This window comes from Nonomuraea sp. MG754425, assembly GCF_021699195.1.
Classification (GTDB): domain Bacteria; phylum Actinomycetota; class Actinomycetes; order Streptosporangiales; family Streptosporangiaceae; genus Nonomuraea.
Genome location: NZ_SSXE01000147.1, coordinates 17,244 through 33,751, shown reverse-complemented (window position 1 = coordinate 33,751; position 16,508 = coordinate 17,244). Strand labels below are relative to the sequence as shown.

The 16,508-nt window shown below is 66.6% G+C and carries 16 protein-coding genes and 2 pseudogenes; 8 read left to right on the top strand and 10 right to left on the bottom strand.

The window, feature by feature from the left end:
* Window positions 1-370: 370 nt before the first annotated feature.
* Window positions 371-1,240, top strand: coding sequence for an alpha/beta hydrolase (locus tag FAF44_RS38110; RefSeq protein WP_237108225.1), 870 nt, complete (start codon window positions 371-373; stop codon window positions 1,238-1,240).
* Window positions 1,241-1,253: 13 nt separating this feature from the next.
* Here FAF44_RS38110 and FAF44_RS38105 read toward each other — a convergent pair whose 3' ends face one another.
* Together FAF44_RS38105 and FAF44_RS38100 are read right to left on the bottom strand one after the other, a co-directional pair.
* On the bottom strand, window positions 1,254-2,018 hold the full coding sequence (locus FAF44_RS38105) for a methyltransferase (protein WP_237108224.1): 765 nt from the start codon (window positions 2,016-2,018) through the stop codon (window positions 1,254-1,256).
* A gap of 176 nt (window positions 2,019-2,194) precedes the next feature.
* Window positions 2,195-2,854: a class I SAM-dependent methyltransferase gene (locus tag FAF44_RS38100; protein ID WP_237108223.1), complete on the bottom strand. Its 660-nt coding sequence runs from the start codon at window positions 2,852-2,854 to the stop codon at window positions 2,195-2,197.
* Between the two features lie 240 nt (window positions 2,855-3,094).
* Here FAF44_RS38100 and ctaD point away from each other — a divergent pair, with 240 nt between their 5' ends.
* The 3 genes from ctaD to FAF44_RS38085 all read left to right on the top strand — a co-directional run bounded on the left by ctaD (window position 3,095) and on the right by FAF44_RS38085 (window position 5,856).
* Complete coding sequence (gene ctaD / locus FAF44_RS38095) at window positions 3,095-4,789, top strand: cytochrome c oxidase subunit I (protein WP_237108222.1); 1,695 nt, start codon at window positions 3,095-3,097, stop codon at window positions 4,787-4,789.
* A 182-nt stretch (window positions 4,790-4,971) separates the two neighbouring features.
* Entirely contained in the window at window positions 4,972-5,286 is a 315-nt protein-coding gene (locus tag FAF44_RS38090; RefSeq protein WP_237108221.1) for an STAS domain-containing protein, read from the top strand.
* Between the two features lie 255 nt (window positions 5,287-5,541).
* Entirely contained in the window at window positions 5,542-5,856 is a 315-nt protein-coding gene (locus tag FAF44_RS38085) for a hypothetical protein (protein WP_237108220.1), read from the top strand.
* A gap of 216 nt (window positions 5,857-6,072) precedes the next feature.
* Here the strand turns inward: FAF44_RS38085 and FAF44_RS38080 are convergent, their stop codons facing one another.
* Window positions 6,073-6,897 carry a hypothetical protein gene (locus FAF44_RS38080; protein WP_237108219.1) on the bottom strand — a complete coding sequence of 275 codons (825 nt, stop codon included), beginning with the start codon at window positions 6,895-6,897 and terminating at the stop codon, window positions 6,073-6,075.
* A 92-nt stretch (window positions 6,898-6,989) separates the two neighbouring features.
* A pseudogene (locus FAF44_RS38075) lies at window positions 6,990-7,361 on the bottom strand (transposase); the annotation flags it as partial.
* 302 nt (window positions 7,362-7,663) lie between these two features.
* On the opposite strand from FAF44_RS38075, the gene FAF44_RS38070 reads away from it, so the two are divergent.
* The 4 genes and pseudogenes from FAF44_RS38070 to FAF44_RS38055 all read left to right on the top strand — a co-directional run bounded on the left by FAF44_RS38070 (window position 7,664) and on the right by FAF44_RS38055 (window position 9,624).
* Window positions 7,664-7,996, top strand: a complete 333-nt coding sequence (locus FAF44_RS38070) for a type II toxin-antitoxin system PemK/MazF family toxin (RefSeq protein WP_237108218.1) — start codon at window positions 7,664-7,666, stop codon at window positions 7,994-7,996.
* Between the two features lie 241 nt (window positions 7,997-8,237).
* A pseudogene (locus FAF44_RS56060) lies at window positions 8,238-8,396 on the top strand (carboxylesterase family protein); the annotation flags it as partial.
* 149 nt (window positions 8,397-8,545) lie between these two features.
* Window positions 8,546-8,935 (top strand): helix-turn-helix domain-containing protein, encoded by a 390-nt coding sequence (locus FAF44_RS38060; protein WP_272895561.1) that lies wholly within the window; start codon window positions 8,546-8,548, stop codon window positions 8,933-8,935.
* A 161-nt stretch (window positions 8,936-9,096) separates the two neighbouring features.
* Window positions 9,097-9,624, top strand: coding sequence for a hypothetical protein (locus FAF44_RS38055; protein WP_237108216.1), 528 nt, complete (start codon window positions 9,097-9,099; stop codon window positions 9,622-9,624).
* Between the two features lie 14 nt (window positions 9,625-9,638).
* Here the strand turns inward: FAF44_RS38055 and FAF44_RS38050 are convergent, their stop codons facing one another.
* From FAF44_RS38050 to FAF44_RS38025, 6 genes are all read right to left on the bottom strand, one after another.
* A complete protein-coding gene (locus FAF44_RS38050) occupies window positions 9,639-10,382 on the bottom strand; it encodes a trypsin-like serine protease (RefSeq protein WP_237108215.1) in 744 nt (247 codons plus the stop codon).
* 59 nt (window positions 10,383-10,441) lie between these two features.
* Entirely contained in the window at window positions 10,442-10,975 is a 534-nt protein-coding gene (locus FAF44_RS38045; protein WP_237108214.1) for a hypothetical protein, read from the bottom strand.
* A 98-nt stretch (window positions 10,976-11,073) separates the two neighbouring features.
* Window positions 11,074-12,555, bottom strand: a complete 1,482-nt coding sequence (locus tag FAF44_RS38040; RefSeq protein ID WP_368857786.1) for a hypothetical protein — start codon at window positions 12,553-12,555, stop codon at window positions 11,074-11,076.
* A 459-nt stretch (window positions 12,556-13,014) separates the two neighbouring features.
* A complete protein-coding gene (locus FAF44_RS38035; protein WP_237108213.1) occupies window positions 13,015-14,274 on the bottom strand; it encodes a hypothetical protein in 1,260 nt (419 codons plus the stop codon).
* A gap of 36 nt (window positions 14,275-14,310) precedes the next feature.
* A complete protein-coding gene (locus FAF44_RS38030; protein WP_237108212.1) occupies window positions 14,311-15,453 on the bottom strand; it encodes a hypothetical protein in 1,143 nt (380 codons plus the stop codon).
* A gap of 18 nt (window positions 15,454-15,471) precedes the next feature.
* Complete coding sequence (locus FAF44_RS38025) at window positions 15,472-16,482, bottom strand: hypothetical protein (protein ID WP_237108211.1); 1,011 nt, start codon at window positions 16,480-16,482, stop codon at window positions 15,472-15,474.
* Window positions 16,483-16,508: the final 26 nt, after the last annotated feature.

Sequence of the window (16,508 nt, the reverse complement as noted above, 5' to 3'; positions counted from 1 at the left end):
TGCAGGACGTCCTCGGTGTCGGCGACGCTGCCGAGCATGCTGTAGACGATGGAGAACAGCAGCTCACGATGGTCGCCGAAGATTGCGGTCCGGCTGTCGGTCATCACGATCCCCTTTGTTTCGACAGACCCGAGAGACGGACGGGCGGGCAGAGTGTGACACCTGTCCGGAAGTGTGAGCCGAGTCTCACCGGGAGCCCGGCCGGCCCATCCACGGGACCGGCGAGCTGACCTGGGCTTTCGCCCTCCACGCGTTCGCCATCCCCGCGCGCGTCCCTCTTCCGCAAGTTTGTCAGGCGCCTTGACGATATCAGCAGGCATGGTAAGGTCACCTGACAGTCAGGCAGCCTAACTAATTTCGGAGGACGGACATGCGCAACCTCGCCGAACAGCGCGAGCAGTTCGCGACCCTGGTCACCAGGCCCCTGCCCGCGGACGTCCACTCGTCCGAGACGACGCTCGGCGGGCGGCCCGCGCTGGAACTCCGGGCCCTCGGCACGACGGGCCCGGACGTGCTCATGTACATCCACGGCGGCGGCTTCGTCGTCGGATCGGCGCGGGTCCCCGCCCACCTCATCGCCGGACTGCTGCGGCACCTCGACGGCCGGGCGCTCTCCCTCGACTACCGGCTGGCCCCGGAGCACCCGTTCCCCGCCGCGCCCGACGACTGCCTGGCCGCCTACCGCGAACTGCTGGACTCCGGCGTCGACCCCCGGCGGCTGGTGATCGCGGGCGACTCGGCCGGGGCTGGGCTGGCCGTCGTCACCATGACCCGCGCCAGGGACGCCGGCCTGCCGATGCCCGCGGCGGCGGCCCTGTTCTCGCCGGCCGTCGACCTCACCCTCAGCGGCACCAGCATGCGGACCAAGGACGGCGTCGACCCGATCTTCACGAAGACCGAACTCGCCTGGTACTTCGAGCAGTACCTCGCCGGCGGCGACGCTTCGGCGCCCGAGCCGAGCCCGATCTTCGCCGACCTCACCGGGCTGCCGCCGCTGCTGATCCAGGCCGGTTCGAGCGAGGTCCTGCTGGACGACGCCGTACGACTGGCCGGGCGTGCCGCGACCGACGAGGTCGAGGTGACCCTTGAGGTGGCCTCGCGCCAGGCGCACGTGTTCCAGCTCACCGGATCGCCCGAGGCGACGGCGGCGCTGGAGCGGGCCGGCCGGTTCCTCGCCGCCCGGCTACCCGGTGGCGCCGGACCGGACCGGATCCGGCAGACCGCCCGGACCAGCCGATGACAGGTCAGGCGGCTCAAGCGGGAGGACGTGGCCGGGCCGCCGCAGCAGTTCGGGTCAGGCGGAAGGTGAAGTAGTCGACTCTCCAGCCGTCTTTGACGAGGTCCTGGTGGGCTACGGTCTGTCTGGTGAATCCCGCTTCGTCGGTGAGTTGCTTGAGGTAGGCCAGGTCACCCGATGTGCCGAAGAAGATCAGCATGCGTCCGCCGGGGGTCAGGTACCGTCCGGCGTCGCGAAAGAACGTCGTCATAGCCCGGTAGTTCTCATCCGTGGTGGCGGCCTCGAACAGGTCGCGCGGGGCGAACCAGCGAAACGGCGGGTCGAAGACGATCAGGTCGAACCGGCCGTCGACGTGGCTGAACACGTCGCTGTGACGGGTCTCCATCCGGTCAGCCACATTGTTGCGTTCGGCGTTGTCCCGAGCGGTCCGAACGGCGATCGGGCTGACGTCGACGGCCAGAACCCTGCCGGCCGTCGAGGCGGCCAGGATGGCGTTGACGCCGCAGCCGGTGCCCATGTCGAGGACCCGGTCGTCAGGACGGACCTCGTTCAACACGGCCTCACCCAGAAGATGCGACATGCCGGTGATCGGCTGCACTCCGGGCGGAACCACCAGAGTCCTGCCGAGGTAGCTGAACGTCCGGCCGGAGCCCGCCTCGGTCCTGGCAGCCTCGTAGGCGCGCTGATGCCACTGGCGGATCCGTTCCGCCTCGGCGGCCGGGAGCGTCGGGGTGTAGGAGGAGCCGGCCGGCCGAGAGCCAGGCGGGTCGGGATGGGCCATGCCGGCACCCTACTGAAGTGGATGACCACAGGCGCTCGCGCCGAGGGACCGCGGCGACTGATCTGCCGAGGTCGCCAGGACGACCCTGGCGGGCGGGCCTCCCGGCATCCGAGGGTGCCCCCTCATGCGGGAGGCACCCTCGGACGTCAGCAGCGGTGCGGCCGGACGATCGGCTCTCAGGCGGCGCGGCGCAGCGTGAACCAGAAGGTCGGCACCGAGTTGGTGCCCGGTGTGACGTCGAGCAGTTCCCAGCCGGCGAACCTGGCGCGGAGTTCGTCGGCTGTGACGCCCGCCGCCCACGACGCGACCTCGGGGATCGGGCGGCCGACCGGTTCGGGGCCGTACCCGAACATCAGCAACCGTGCTCCGGGAGCGGCGCGACGGGTGAGCCCGGCGGCGTAGGCGTCGCGGCGGTGCAGCGGGATCCCGCAGTAGCAGCTCAGGTCGAAGAACAGGTCGAAGGGACCTGAAGCGTCCAGCTCGTCGAGGCGGGTGGCGTCACCGTGCAGCAGCCGTACCGCCGCTCCCGCCGCCTCGGCCTTCTCCCTGGCCTGGTCGACGGCGCGGTCGATCAGGTCGACGGCCGTCACCTTCCAGCCGTGCCGTGCGAGGTAGACGGCGTTGGTCCCGGTGCCGCAGCCGAGTTCGAGGGCGCGGCCGGGCGGCAGCGCGCCGTGCCCCTCGACCATGGCGACCAGCTCGGGCGGGGTCACGCCGGTGTCCCACGGCGGCTTGCCCGCGTGGTAGTAGCCCTCCAGCGCGCGGTGGACGGACTCCTCCTCCTGGTCCCGCTGCGGTTCCGGGTGCGGCTTCCGGGTGGTGATGGGCTGGTCCATCGGCTCCTCCAAGAAAATAGAGTTGAACTCTAGTGACGAACTCTAGAGATATACTCGCAATATGGATGGAGTCAAGTGCCGGGCAAGCAGGCCGGCATCCCCTCACGCGGGCCGGCCGCAGCGGCGCGGGCCACGAAATGATCACCCGGACAGACCCGGGCCTCGCCTCGATTAGGCATGCGGTGCAGCGGGAAGTCCACGTTCGTGTCCCCCCGGCAGTCGGCGGGAGGGGGACATGTCATGGCCGGGATCGACAAGCAGTCGGAACCCGCAACCCCTGTGCAGGTCAGGCACCGGGGCAGGGCCGCGCCGTTGATCGTCTCGTGGCTGTCGACCACCGACCACAAGGTGGTCGGGTATCTCTATCTCTCGACCAGTTTCGTGTTCTTCTCCCTGGCCGGTCTCATGGCGATGGTGATCCGCGCCGAGTTGCTCGCTCCCGGGTTGCAGGTGGTCACGCGGGAGCAGTTCAACCAGCTTTTCAGCATCCATGGCACGATCATGCTTCTGCTGTTCGCGACGCCGCTCTTCGCCGGATTCGCCAACTTCGTCATGCCCTTGCAGATCGGCGCTCCGGACGTCGCCTTCCCCCGGCTGAACATGGTGGGTTACTGGTTGTTCCTGTTCGGCGGGCTCATCGTGATCAGCGGCTTCCTCGTGCCCGGCGGAGCGGCCCCGTTCGGCTGGACCGCCTACACTCCCCTGTCGACGCTGGAGTTCACCCCCAGCCCCGGCATCGGCGCGGATCTGTGGGTGATGGGGCTGGCACTGAGCGGGCTGGGGACCATCCTCGCCTCCGTCAACTTCATCACCACCATCATCTGCATGCGGGCACCGGGCATGACGATGTTCCGAATGCCGATCTTCACCTGGAACACCCTGCTGACCAGCATGATGGTGCTGCTGGCGTTCCCGGTGCTGGCGGCGGCGCTGCTGGTGCTGGAGTCGGACCGCAAGCTCGGCACCCACGTCTTCGACGCGGCCGGCGGCGGCGCGATGCTGTGGCAGCACCTGTTCTGGTTCTTCGGCCACCCCGAGGTGTACATCATCGCGCTGCCGTTCTTCGGCATCGTGACCGAGGTGATCCCGGTGTTCAGCAGGAAACCGCTCTTCGGCTACCTCGGCATGATCGGCGCCACCATCGCCATCGCCGGACTGTCGATGACGGTGTGGGCCCACCACATGTTCGTCACCGGGCAGGTACTCCTGCCGTTCTTCTCGCTCATGACGTTCCTCATCGCCGTGCCGACCGGGGTGAAGTTCTTCAACTGGACCGGCACCATGTGGCGCGGCCACCTGTCCTTCGAGACACCGATGCTGTTCTCCGTCGGCTTCCTGGTGACCTTCCTGCTCGGCGGGCTCACCGGGATCATCCTCGCCTCACCGCCGCTGGACTTCCACATCAGCGACACCTACTTCGTCGTCGCCCACTTCCACTACACGGTCTTCGGCACCGTCGTCTTCGCGATGTTCGCCGGCTTCTATTTCTGGTGGCCGAAGATGACCGGCCGGATCCTTGACGACCGGCTGGGCAAACTGCACTTCTGGACGCTGTTCATCGGCTTCCACACCACGTTCCTCATCCAGCACTGGCTCGGCATGCTGGGCTTCCCGCGCCGCTATGCCGACTACAGTCCCGCCGACGGATTCACCACGCTCAACGCGATCTCGTCGAGTGGCGCATTTCTGCTCGGGGCCTCGACCCTGGCATTCCTCTACAACATCTACCGAACACACCGCCACGCCCCCGAGGTGATCCTGGACGACCCGTGGGGGTTCGGGAACTCCCTGGAATGGGCCACGTCCTGCCCGCCGCCGCGGCACAACTTCACCTCGCTGCCGCGCATCGGCACCGAACGTCCGGCCTTCGACCTGCACCATCCCTACGTCGACAGACCACCACGGCGCGCCCCACGCGGCGAGACCGAAGCTTGACCCGCCTTGAGCTGACGATGCCTGCTGAACAGCAGAGATGCCGGCGCACGGCCTCGGATAGGCTGACAGGTGTCGACTACCGGCTTTCACGGCAGGAACGCCGAGACGTATATCCGTACCGGGCGGTCATCCGGGATCAGGCCGCGCCCAGAGGTAGTCCACACCAGGAGAAAGGGTTTTCGATGAATACCTTGGACCTGCACCTGGACGTCCATGCCCCTGACGGCGATCTGATTCTCGACGGCGATCTCGACCTCTCCTCTTCGTCCCTGCTCCAACCACTCGTCAACACCGCCCTGGAGAAAGGCTGCACACGTCTCACCGTCGACACCGCCGATCTCCAGTTCTGCGACTCCAGCGGCCTGCATGCCCTGCTCCAGGCGCAGAGCAGAGTCGTCGCAGCAGGCGGTCACATGGAACTGACCCACGTGCACGGCATGTTGCGCAAAGTCCTGGACGTGACCGGTCTGTCGAAGGCTTTCACCACCTCCCCCTGACCGGCATTCCACCGAACGCGAGCTGAGCCGTTGTCCGTGGAAATCGATCAATGGCACGTCTGAGGCCCTGGGCGCTCGTGACGAAGGGTCATATCGATCAGGAATCCAGAAGCGCACCCATCCTGGCGTGCTTGGCGTGGGCACCATGGCCCACCTGGAATTCGTCGCCCTGGAGGTGCCCGCCACCGTCGACAGCCTCTACGGCACCGCCGTCGAGGCCGGCGCCAAGCCCCTGAAGCCGGCCGCGAAGTCCCTGTGGGGCTACGGCGGCGTCGTGCAGGCCCCGGACGGCACCAGCTCGCCGTCCTCGACGAGCCGACGGCCGCGCTGGACGCGGCCAGCGAGTACGACGTCTACCAGCGCTACGCCGAGGCGGCCAGGGAGTGGCAGCACGCCACCGGCGGGATCACCCTGCTGGTCTCGCACCGGTTCGCCACCATCCGCATGGCCGACCTGATCGTCGTGCTCGACGGCGGCCGCATCATCGAGTGCGGCACGCACGCCGAGCTCATCGACCTCGCCGGCCGGTACGCCCACCTGTACGACCTCCAGGCCTCCGCCTACCAGTGAGCGATTCCGGGTCCCGGCGCGGTGTTCTCATCCGCGCTGCCGGGCCCGGCCGTCGGCGAGCGCAGGCTCCTGGGCGGCCCGGATCGGCGTGGGACGCCGTGGTCTCCATCGAGCGGCGCGACTGCTCAGCCCAGGGCCGCGCGTGATCGGTGACGTCGGCAACGGATGATCGCGACCTGCGCCGGCCATCGGGGCGTCGGCATCCTCGGGCCGTGATCAGCGCTTGGGCGCCGGAGGGAGTCGGAGTGCGGCCTTCTCCGGGTCGAGCTTGGCGGTCACCGTGCTCGCGGCCGGGGCTTTGATCGAGACCTTGGCGCCCCACTTGGTGTAGCGCATCTCCATCGCGGTCTTGCTCACGCCGATCTTCTTGCTCTCCAGCCGCGTGGTCAGCTTGACCGGCAGGCCCGAGGAGCCGACGGCGAGCGTCCAGCTCACCTTCACCCCGGAGTCGAGCTTCCACCACATGGTGGCGCGGGACCACTCCGAGGCTTTCAGCAGGTCCTTGACGCTCATCGACCCCTTGTACGTCGACCCGCTGCGCTTGGAGCGTGCCAGCAGCACCTTCAACGTGCTCGGGTCGGCCGCGTTGACGAAACCGCCGAAGAGGGCGGTCACGCCACTCGTCCAGCCCGGCGACTGCTTGTACCACTTCTTGCCCTCGGGCAGCCCCGCGCTCATCGGGCCGCCACTGACGTAGGACGTCCGGCCGATGCGAATCGTGCGCTCCGGCTTGCTCATGGCGGTGACCGAAGGGCTCGGATCCGCACCGCCGCCGAAGTCGTCGGCCGGCTTCTCGTCGTCAACGGTGGCGAGCTTGCCGGTGACGTCGGAGGCCGCGATGCCCTTCTTGCCGAACTGCAGGCGGCCGGTCTGGGTGAGGGGCGCGGACTGCCCGTACATGCGGAAGGAGAAGGACACGCCCTTGCCCGCCGCAAGCTGCGCCCGCAGCGCCGCGAGCGGGTCCTTGGGGGCGGCGACGGCGGGCGTGGCGGTTAAGAGGAGGGCGGCGCCGGCGGCGAAACCTATGATCGTTTGCTTCATGAGACGTGATCATCCTGGATCCAGATCACGAAGAGGAGACACTTCAGGAGTCAAGACCGCCGAAGGTCAACCGCCTCCAGGAACCACTTTACGGCCCAGCCGGAGAAGCGGTGCCCCTTGGCGCCGGCCCCTGCCGATCGCTTCTGCCAGGCCCGCTTGGGCACCTTGGCGGCCAGGGCATCCGCTCGGAACTTCCCGGCCGCGGTGGTGACTTCGTGGGAGCAGGCGACGGCGAGCACGTAGGCGACCCCGCGCTCTTTCAGCGCGGACCGCAGTTTCGGGTTGCCGCCGTAAACCTCGTCCCCCGCCACCCGGTTCCGCGCGGTGCCCGAGTCAGGGAACCGGCCGATCATGCGGGCGGCCGGCTCCGGCTTGGTCGCGAAGACGGTGTCCTCGTCCAGGCCCGCAGCCCGGCAGCGGTCCGGGTCGCATGTCCACGAGCGCGGAATGTACAGCTCGCGGTCGTGCAGATGCTCCACCACGTACTCCCGTACGTCATCCGCGCCCGAGGGCGTGGTTCGACCCGCGCGAACCTCGCCGTTATCCGGACCATCAGACCCTCGAACGTCTCCTGCCACCGGGCAGGGTCTACGCTGTGAGCTGCGGCCACCGCATGATCTTCGTCTGTCCACACGGCTCACGATGATCATCGGTAGCCGCAGCCGTCTTCTCACCGGCCCTGACCAGCCAACATGACGATCTGTGCCTGGAGTAGGCGGCGGTCGAGGGGGCGACGCAGGCGCGCCGTCCCGGATCAGGAGGACATATGCGACGTGGCGAAGTCTGGTGGGCAGATTTCGACGAGCAGCGGGCAGTCGTACTGCTGTCGGGAGAAGAGGCGTCCGGTTTTTTGGCGATGCAGGTCGTCGCTCCCGCGGGCACCGATATCAGCGGCGTGGCCGTTGAGGTGGCAGTAGGTGCCCCCGAAGGACTGCCTCTCGAAGGCGTCCTGAGAGTCGCGCTTCCCCGTCCCGGCCTCATCCCTTGCACGTGGCTGGTCACCCTGGGCAGGGAAGACCTGATCGGGCAGGCGGGCGTCCTGCCGCCCGCGAAGCTCAGCGAGATCGAGGATGCCCTTCGTCTCGGTGGACTCAAGTAGGCAGAGAGGGATGGACGCCGCGGTGGCGCCTGAAAGTCAGGGTTGAAGGTCTTGCCGACTCGCACTCGTCCAGCGCGCTCCGGCCGTCGAGGACCACGTTACGGCCGTCATGGACCACACCCGCCGAGCTGGTGACCGTAGAACGGAACATGTGTGCAAGACGCCCTGGCCCTGAGCCTGTGATGCTCGATCTCGTGTTCGGCAAGGCTGCACGTGCGAGACCAAGCGACAGGAGAGAGTGATGACGGGGACCGTGAGCAGCTCGCCTGTGGTTCAGGTGACGGGTGGCCGGCTGCGCGGCCGGATGGACCAGGGAGTGGCGGCGTTCCTCGGGATCCCGTACGCCGCCCCGCCGTTCGGGACACGCCGCATGCGTCCTCCCGAGCCGCCGGTGCAGTGGGAGGGCGAGCGCAGCGCGCCTGCTTATGGGCCGACCTGCGTGCCGCCGGGTCGTGGGCGAAGCGCTTCGCGATCGCGCAGGCCACGCTGGCCCGGCTGGACGGCGCAGGCCGGGCGGTCGACCCGGAAATCGCCTTCTGCTGGCGGCGGATGGTGGCCGACCGGGGGCGGGTACGCGTCGAACGACTGGCCGCCGAGACCGGATGGAGCCGCAAGCGCCTGTGGTCCCGGTTCCGCGCCCAGACCGGTCTCACCCCCAAGCGCGCGGCCCGGCTCATCCGCTTCGACCGGGCGGCCCACCGTCTCGCCGCCGGCCACCGGACCGCCTCGGTGGCGGCGGACTGCGGCTACACCGACCAGTCCCACCTGCACAGGGACGTCATGACCTTCACCGGGATGACACCGGCCGCGCTGGCGGTCTCGCCGTTCCTCGCAGTCGACGATGTCGCCTGGCCTCCGAGCACACATCCGGCACATGACGTGAGCGAACACCATGACCGGTCCCCCCGGGCCCGTCGCACCGACGCCACGAGGGCGTGAATCTTTTCCAAGACGCCCTTGCGGCCTGCCGAACAACAGCATGGCCGAGGACCAGACCGACCTTCAGCATTGACGGATCATTGACTCGGGCGGCGTGCCAGACGTCCTGTGCGTGGGCAGAACCGCTTCGACACCGGCAACTGCGAGTTTGGACAGCAGGCGTGACGGACACCTCGGCCTACGGCAAGATCACATTGGGCAAGACCACGATCCCCCTCGAGAGCAGGATGGAGAACGGCACTCGCATCGAATGGTGCCGGATCGACCGTCTGCAGATGGCGGATCTCATCGCCTGGCTCTCGACCGCGACCAAGAGCGACGCCCCCTTGCCCGACTTCCTGGCCGAGGTGACCATCGACCTCCTCGGCGTGACCGTCACCACGGCGAAGGCGGGCGCGACCGAGAAGCGTGCCTTCACGTTCGACGCCTATCTGAGCCATGCCCTCCCAGGAATCCCGGCGACCATCCGGTCCCTGTCCGTGACCCACACGCCCGGTACGAAGCTGTCGGCGACCTGTGCCCTCACCGTCCGCGTCCAGCCCGCGGAGGGGGAGCAGTTGAGCATGGAATTCCTGGGCGCGCTCGACGAGACGGCGGCGGGCTGGACCTTGTCAGCATCCTGGATGCTGGACCCTGACTCGGACCCCCTCACCTTGACCATGCTGGCGGGGGCCTTCGGCATCGGCTGAGGACGCGATGACGCCTAACCAGTGGCGGCCGAGGTCGGCGTACCGCTCAGGACGGCGAAGTGAGGCTGGACGATGCCGATCTTCGTGAGCGCATCGGTCGGAGGGATGGCCGGGCAGGAGACGCCTGCGCCTTTGGGATAGCCGGTACTGATCACTCCGTACAGGGTGGTGAGCTCCTTGTCCACCATGGGGCCGCCCGAGTCGCCGACACATCCCATGTGACGTTTCGCGGCCACCACAGCGGCGATCCGATTCGTTGTGTCGATCTGGCCGACACCGACGAGCAGGCGGTGGATGGTGCGATTCTTGGGCGCTTCCGTCGCCTGTCCTGGCACCGTGCCCACACCGAACAGGTAGTACTGACCGCCGACGACCGGCGGGGCGTCGCTGACCTCCAGGAAATGCGAGTTCGGCAGCGCGGTGGGCAGAGTGAGCATCGCCACATCCCCTCCGGCCTTGGGCGCGAGGACTTGCGCGCTGCTGGCCTTCACGTGGTCGTCCGCCAGCAGGGCACCACGGTAAACCCAGTACTCCGCGCCCTCGAGCACACAGTGAGCCGCGGTCGCGACGGTGCGTGGCGTGGTCAGGGCGCCGCTGCACACGTTCCATTGTCCGGAGTGCCTCACCGCCACCGTCACGAACCAAGGCACGTTCTTCGCCTCGACCGTCGTGAAACCACCGGTGAACGCGCGTGGCGCCTCCGGTATGCCACCGGTGCACGCCACACTGACCAGCAGGCATGTGGCCGCGGCTCCCACGCGAACACCACGCCTGCCATCGGCTCGCGCCGAGGCCGCAGGCCTGCCCGGGAACGGCGTCATTCCTCTTTGTCCAGCAGCGGTGGGTCATCGTCGGTCCGGTCCATGGGCTCCTGCCATCGGGTCATCCCCGGCTCACCCGGATCAGGCGCGGGGCAGGTCTCCGAGGTCAAGCGAGCCTTCCGGACGACCGAGCACCCGCACTTGCCGCAGATCGACTTGTCATCGAGGCCGAGCGTCGCGATCGTGTACAGGGCGCGGCGCGCCGGGCTCTGAGGTGCGTCCCGCAGCTCGGGGCAGCGCTCGCACGCCGTCACCCGCCGCTGGTAAGTCTCCTCGTCGACATGGGTGAACCCGGTGCGCGCCCAGTTGACCAGTGCGCCGCCCGCGCGGGCCAGCAGATCGTGAACGGGCACCTCAGCCTGCCGCCGGGGCGGGTTCTTCAGCAGATGCCGGAGCAGGTCCGGGTGCCGGCGGCAGGTGAGCAGGTTGGCCGCGTACGTCGCGTCCGCGAGCGCGGCGCACAACACCTCTTCTGAGACGGCCTCGTCCAGCCCGAGCACCCGCCCCATCTCGGCTCGCTGGTCAGACAACGGGGTCGAGGTGTGGGACGTGGGTGATGAATGGTGTGGCATGGCACTCGCAATGATCGTTGGCGTTCATTGTCTCTGTGGGGGACTGGCAAGGGGCCCTAATTCGGGCTGGTGAACTGCTTGGTGTCGTGCTCGGGGTCAACGCTGGCGCTGAACATGAGCGACTCGAGGCCGTGGATCTTGACGCTGTAGGTCTTTCCCTTGTCGAGCTGAGTGGTCAGGGTGACGCGGCAGGGTAGCGGTTGCCCATCGAGTTCGGCCTTGGTGATCTCGGCCGCAGGAGTGAGAACGTAGTTGCCGGTCACGGCGGCCGACTCAGCGGTGACCCTTTCGTTCAAGGTCAGCACGATACGCGTGTCGCTGGTCGCTTGCGCCTCCTCCAGCGCGACCTTGATCGGGGCGTCACCACCCGCACACTCCCCCACAGGCCCGCCGAAGATGGCAGCCGACACGCACCCCAGGCGGCATTCCACCGAAGGATGGTTGATCGGGTCGTTGGGGTCGCCGCCGGCGTGAGCGGGATCGATGAGCTTGAACAGCGACTCGTACTCGTTGTAGAGGTCCAGTACCTTCGGTCCGGTATTGGCCCACCAGAAGTTCGCCCGGACCCCTACGAACGCGCCCCAGTCAGCAGCGCCGGCACCCGAAAAGCCGTCCTGCCCGATCGGCTTGATTCCAGAGAATCTCGCGATCGCATGGGCGACGCAAAGGAACAAGCCGTTGTAGCTCAGCTCTTTCAGCCGGGCGAGCCCGCCGGTGACGATCACGAACTTCCGCCCGAACTTGCGTACCGCGTACGCGTTCGGCTCCATCCGCTCCCAGTCGAGGTAGAACTCGATATCGGGGTAGAAGCCGGCAAGCCGGCGAAAGATGTTCTGCACCTCGTCCTGCGGGATCGGGTTGTTGAACCGCACTTGCTGCCCGTTCTTCCGAACGTCCGCGGCCTGCTCAGCCGTGAACAGAGCGGCGACCAAATCGCCGTAAGGCTCCTCGCCGGCGCCGTAGACGGTGAACAGGCCGGTCTGGGCGACCAGCGCGGCGTCCGGGCGATCCGCCGGCCCGTATCCAAAGATCATCCTGGTCTGCGTATCGTTTCCGACCGCATGCTGTTCCTGATAGGCGGCGCTCCAGATGTCGGGACGCTGAGCGTGATCGGCCACCTTGTGCTCGTCGTCCAAGCGGTCGAAGTTGAGCTGCAGGTAGTAGTCCCCCGCCACGACCCCGCCGGCGACGATGAGGTGCTGGCCGGTGAGGTCGTCGAAGGCCGCCGTGCCGATGTGGTGAACTCCCCCGTTGTACTCACCGATGGCGATCGTATGGATCTGGACGGGGTTACCGTCCTTGGTGATCAACCGGTCTCCGCGATGCAGCCGGGCTGCCCGGATCAGCTTGCCGTCGGCCAGCATGAACACCTGATCCGTCGAGCAGATCAGGTCGCGCGGCTGGTCCTCGTCCTCGTGGAAGGCGAGGTAGACCACGCTCGGGCTGGTCCCCTGGGTCGTGCCGCTGCTGAACGTCACCTTGGTGGGTTCCCAGACCAAGCCCCCCGGCGCGGAGGCGGACGGCTGCGCGGCCAGCACGAGGGCCCCTTCGGCCAGAGTCTCGATCGCCTGATTGCCAGATGGCGTCGCTATCGGTGTCCCCCTCGCGAAACAGCTACAGCAGCAATAGCACGTCTCCCCGCTCCAAGTTTTGTCCTGTTTTGCCCGATTAGTGCAGTCTTTCGCGGCGGTATAGAAGTTGTCCGTCACGCAGCGGACGGGCTTTCCGTCTTCTGTCTCTTGACAGCAGACGAGACTTGACACCGGGCTGAATTCTGCCTTACCCGGGCACGACTCCTGTTGAATTTTTGTTTTTTCCATTTCGGCACAGTGGCCCTTGGCGTTCGGGAACTCGTCACACGCCGGAATACTCTTGTCAGTCAGATTCTTTGCACATTCTTCTTGCCAACCCATGACGGCTACCCCATTTCAGATGAGCGATGTTGCTGATATTGATGAATCCCGGCTGCGTTCGTCCTGCCGACCATGACCTACCGACTACCAAGAGGTGACGAAGAAAGTCTGACGCGAAAGACTCGACTCGGCTTCCTCGACCTCGGTGCCGAGCCTGCCGAAAGTGATGGAGCCCGACGGGACGCTGACCTCGAATGCGATGACCGCGGCGTGTTTATCGGTCCTCAGAAATCCCCATACTTTTTTCGTGCCAGGCTCATGAAAGAGTGGCTGGAGCGGTGGCTTTTCCGCTGCATTGGTCACCGGGGTACCGTAGGTGGCGGGCATCTCAGGATTGCTGAGATCGACTATCTTGAAAGCGATCTTATGGCTCTCCTGCACTGCGTACACACAATAGGTTTTGCCGTCCACGGCGACGATGGCAGGCCAACTCAGCACCGCCTCATTCTGCGAGATGGTGGTAACCAGGTTCTTCTCCAGAAGGATGCGCTGGATGCACATCCGATCGGCCACCAGTGCGTACCGGTCGTCGGAGCTGATCACGATCCTGCTCACCGACTCCGACACATCCACCGTGCCGAACACCTTGTCACGTCCGACCACGTCAATGCCGCTGTCGGAGTCCGACTTGGTCAAATCGACGAGCCCGAACTTACGTTTACCACCTACCACCCCGGAAAGCGCATAGGCGCGTCGGCCGTCGGCGGCCGCGTAGACCCGGACGTCTTCGACGCCGCTGGTCCAATCGGTGGCCACCGGCACATCTACTTTCTGCGCCTGCTTTCTACTTCCATTTTTCGGCGCGCCGAACGAGGTGATTTTACCTTCGTTCGCATGACCGCAGTAGAGCAACCCGCCACTGGCGCTCGGATCGATCGCCCACGTACAGCAGCCATACTTTGCGTCGTCGAGCTTCTCCGCTCGGGCATCCCCATTCTTCCCCAGCGCGACCTCGTACACTTTCTTGTCGGACAACAACCGATACCCCAAGCCCGTCTCCAGGTCGAGACCGACCTTGACGATGTCATCCAACACCAGAGACTTGTCCAGGGGAAATTCCACCTTCTTACCGGTCGCTTCGGTTGCATACGTGGGGTCTTTGTCGTGGGAGAGCGCACGGTCCATGACCAGCTCTTCGACCACCGCTTTGCGTAGTTTTTGATTATTCACGTCCGAGGCCACGACATATGTCTCTTCCCAGCGATAAAGACGAATCTTGCCAGCCATCAGAATGCCTCTTTCCGCATCTTGATCGAGTTGTTCACGTGCCCGCCCACCGGTCACACATCCTGCATCCCCTTGAGCTGCCGAGCCCAATCCGGGGCCGGGCAACAGCCGTTCCAATATTCCGCCACATCGCACTCATAAGATTCGGTGTGCTCATTGGTCCTGTAGTTTGAGCGCGCCTCTTCCGAGAGGATGCCAGTGCAGGGCGAGGAGATAGTCCTTGTCGTTGTTGTCGGGTTTGGTGGTGATGTGGATGGTCTGCGCAGCGGGGACAGGCAGAGTAAGAGTGTTCTCGTGCTGGTCAGTGCCGTGAAGAATGTTGAGCGTGCTGTCGGCGCTGGTGAGGTCGGCGGCGACGGCGACGGTGGTTTGCCCGAAGCCGTCGGTGGTGATGAGCAGAAAGCCGTCGGTCAGGGCGGTGAGCTGGACCTGCTGCTGTTTGGTGTAGGTCTTCTCGCGGCTGTAGCCGGGAACGCCGCCGCCGCCGTTGCCGGCCAGGTCCTGCATCGCCACCGTGAGACCCGCGGACAGGTCGTGGGCGGTCATCCAGGGATGGGCGACGCTGACCAGCGTGGTCAGCACCACCTCGATCTTCTCTCCGGGTGGCGGGGGCGTGTAGGTGCCGACCAGGCGGAAAGCGGTGTCCCGGGAGAGGTTGTACTCCTTGCTCATGACATGATCGACGTTCTCACCGGGGTCGCCGAGCCCGTGGTGGAGGCGGTAGGTGGCGGTGCCGGCGTCGGGTTTCTTGGCGTACCAGCTGACGACGACGCGGTGGCCGGCCTCGACGACGACTTCGTCCGGTCGCAGGTCACGCAGTTGGAAGTCCGCGGGTCCTTTGGGCAGGGGGGCCGCGACCGTCTTGGCGCTGGTGCCGGTCAGTTTTTCGGCGATGGTGAGGGCGGCAGAACCGCAGGTCAAGTTGACGTTGACGTCGGTGATGGTGAACTCGACCTCTTCGCCGTCGTCGATCCGGGTGGATCCGCCGGTGTGATTGACGCTGGCGATGCCGATGTCGGTCGACTGCGGCGACGTGCTGTCGGGGCGGTAGGGTTCCCAGCCGTCGGCGTCGTAGTCCTTCAGGCCGAGAGCTTCGGATTGTTCGGTCAGTTGCCCGGCTTCGGAGCCGATGGGCACGTTCAGCGTGATATGTGAGCAGTGAAGTGGTTTTCCCGATCGGTTCTTCGCTTTCAGGGTGATGGTTCCGGTGTCGTGCAAGGCCAGCGGATACGGGTCGGTGTACACCGTGTAGTCCAGGCCGAGGTGGGCGGTGACGGCGGGCTGCGGATCGGACATGGCCGTTCTCCCCTTTGGTCAGTCTTGCTGAAGGACGAGCCGGCCGTTCCCGAAGGCGAACCAGGTGGCGTATCCGGTGGCGCGGGCTCCGCTGAGGGTGACGGCGACGACGGCGTCTTTGCTGATGGGCAGGACGGTGCTGGTCCTGGTGCCGGGCGCTGCCTTGAGGATGACCGTGGGGTTCGCGTCCCCTTTGGCGGGGGTGGTCTTGATGCGCATCTCGGCGGTTTGGGCCTCGGCGTTGATGGTGAAGGTCAGGATGCCGTCGGTGGGCGCTTTCTGGTAGGAGACGTGGCACTTGCCGGCTTCGACGGATTTGTTGAGGCATTCGATGGGAGGTTGCAGGAGTTTCACGGTGCCGTTGGCGCTCAGGTTGCCGGCGGTGATGTCGCCGTCGACGACGACCACCACGGTGAGCGCGGCCCTGAAGTCCCCGCCCTTTCTGGCGGTGAGCCGGAAGGCGGTGGTGGCGGTGAGCGGCTGGGTGGTCCAGCTACAGTTGCCATGGCCGTCGAAGTCCGGGGTGATGTTCTGGGCAGCCGGCGTGTCGGAGGTGGCCGTACCGCTCTCCAGGGTGTAGGCGGCGTCGTCGGGCCCGCCCCAGCGCAGGGAGACCTTCTCGCAGCGATGGACGTTGCCGCAGCTCGGCTGGAAGTTGACGATCAGGTCCGCACCACCGGAGAAGAGCTGGTGGGTGACGGTGACCACTTCGAGCTCGGCGCTCTCGTCGGTTGTGGGGACCGGTGTGCTCAGTTCCGCGGTGGTGACCAGCGGCTGCTGCCGGGGGGTGGCCGATGGGGTGAGACCGGTGACGATGATCTCCTGCCGGGTACCAGGGGTCAGCCGGACGCGGCCGGCCGCAGGGGTGAGACGCAGGGTCGCCGGGCCGGACCGCTCGATGGTCCAGCCGGAGGTGGCGACGCCGTCGCTGAACAGGGACGGGTCGTCGCCGCTGCCCGGCAGATGCAGGGTCAGGCCGTGGCACAGCAGGTCGCGGTCGGGGGAAATAACGACCTTGAGTTCCCCCACGCCTGGCGCGCCCAGTCCGCGCGGAT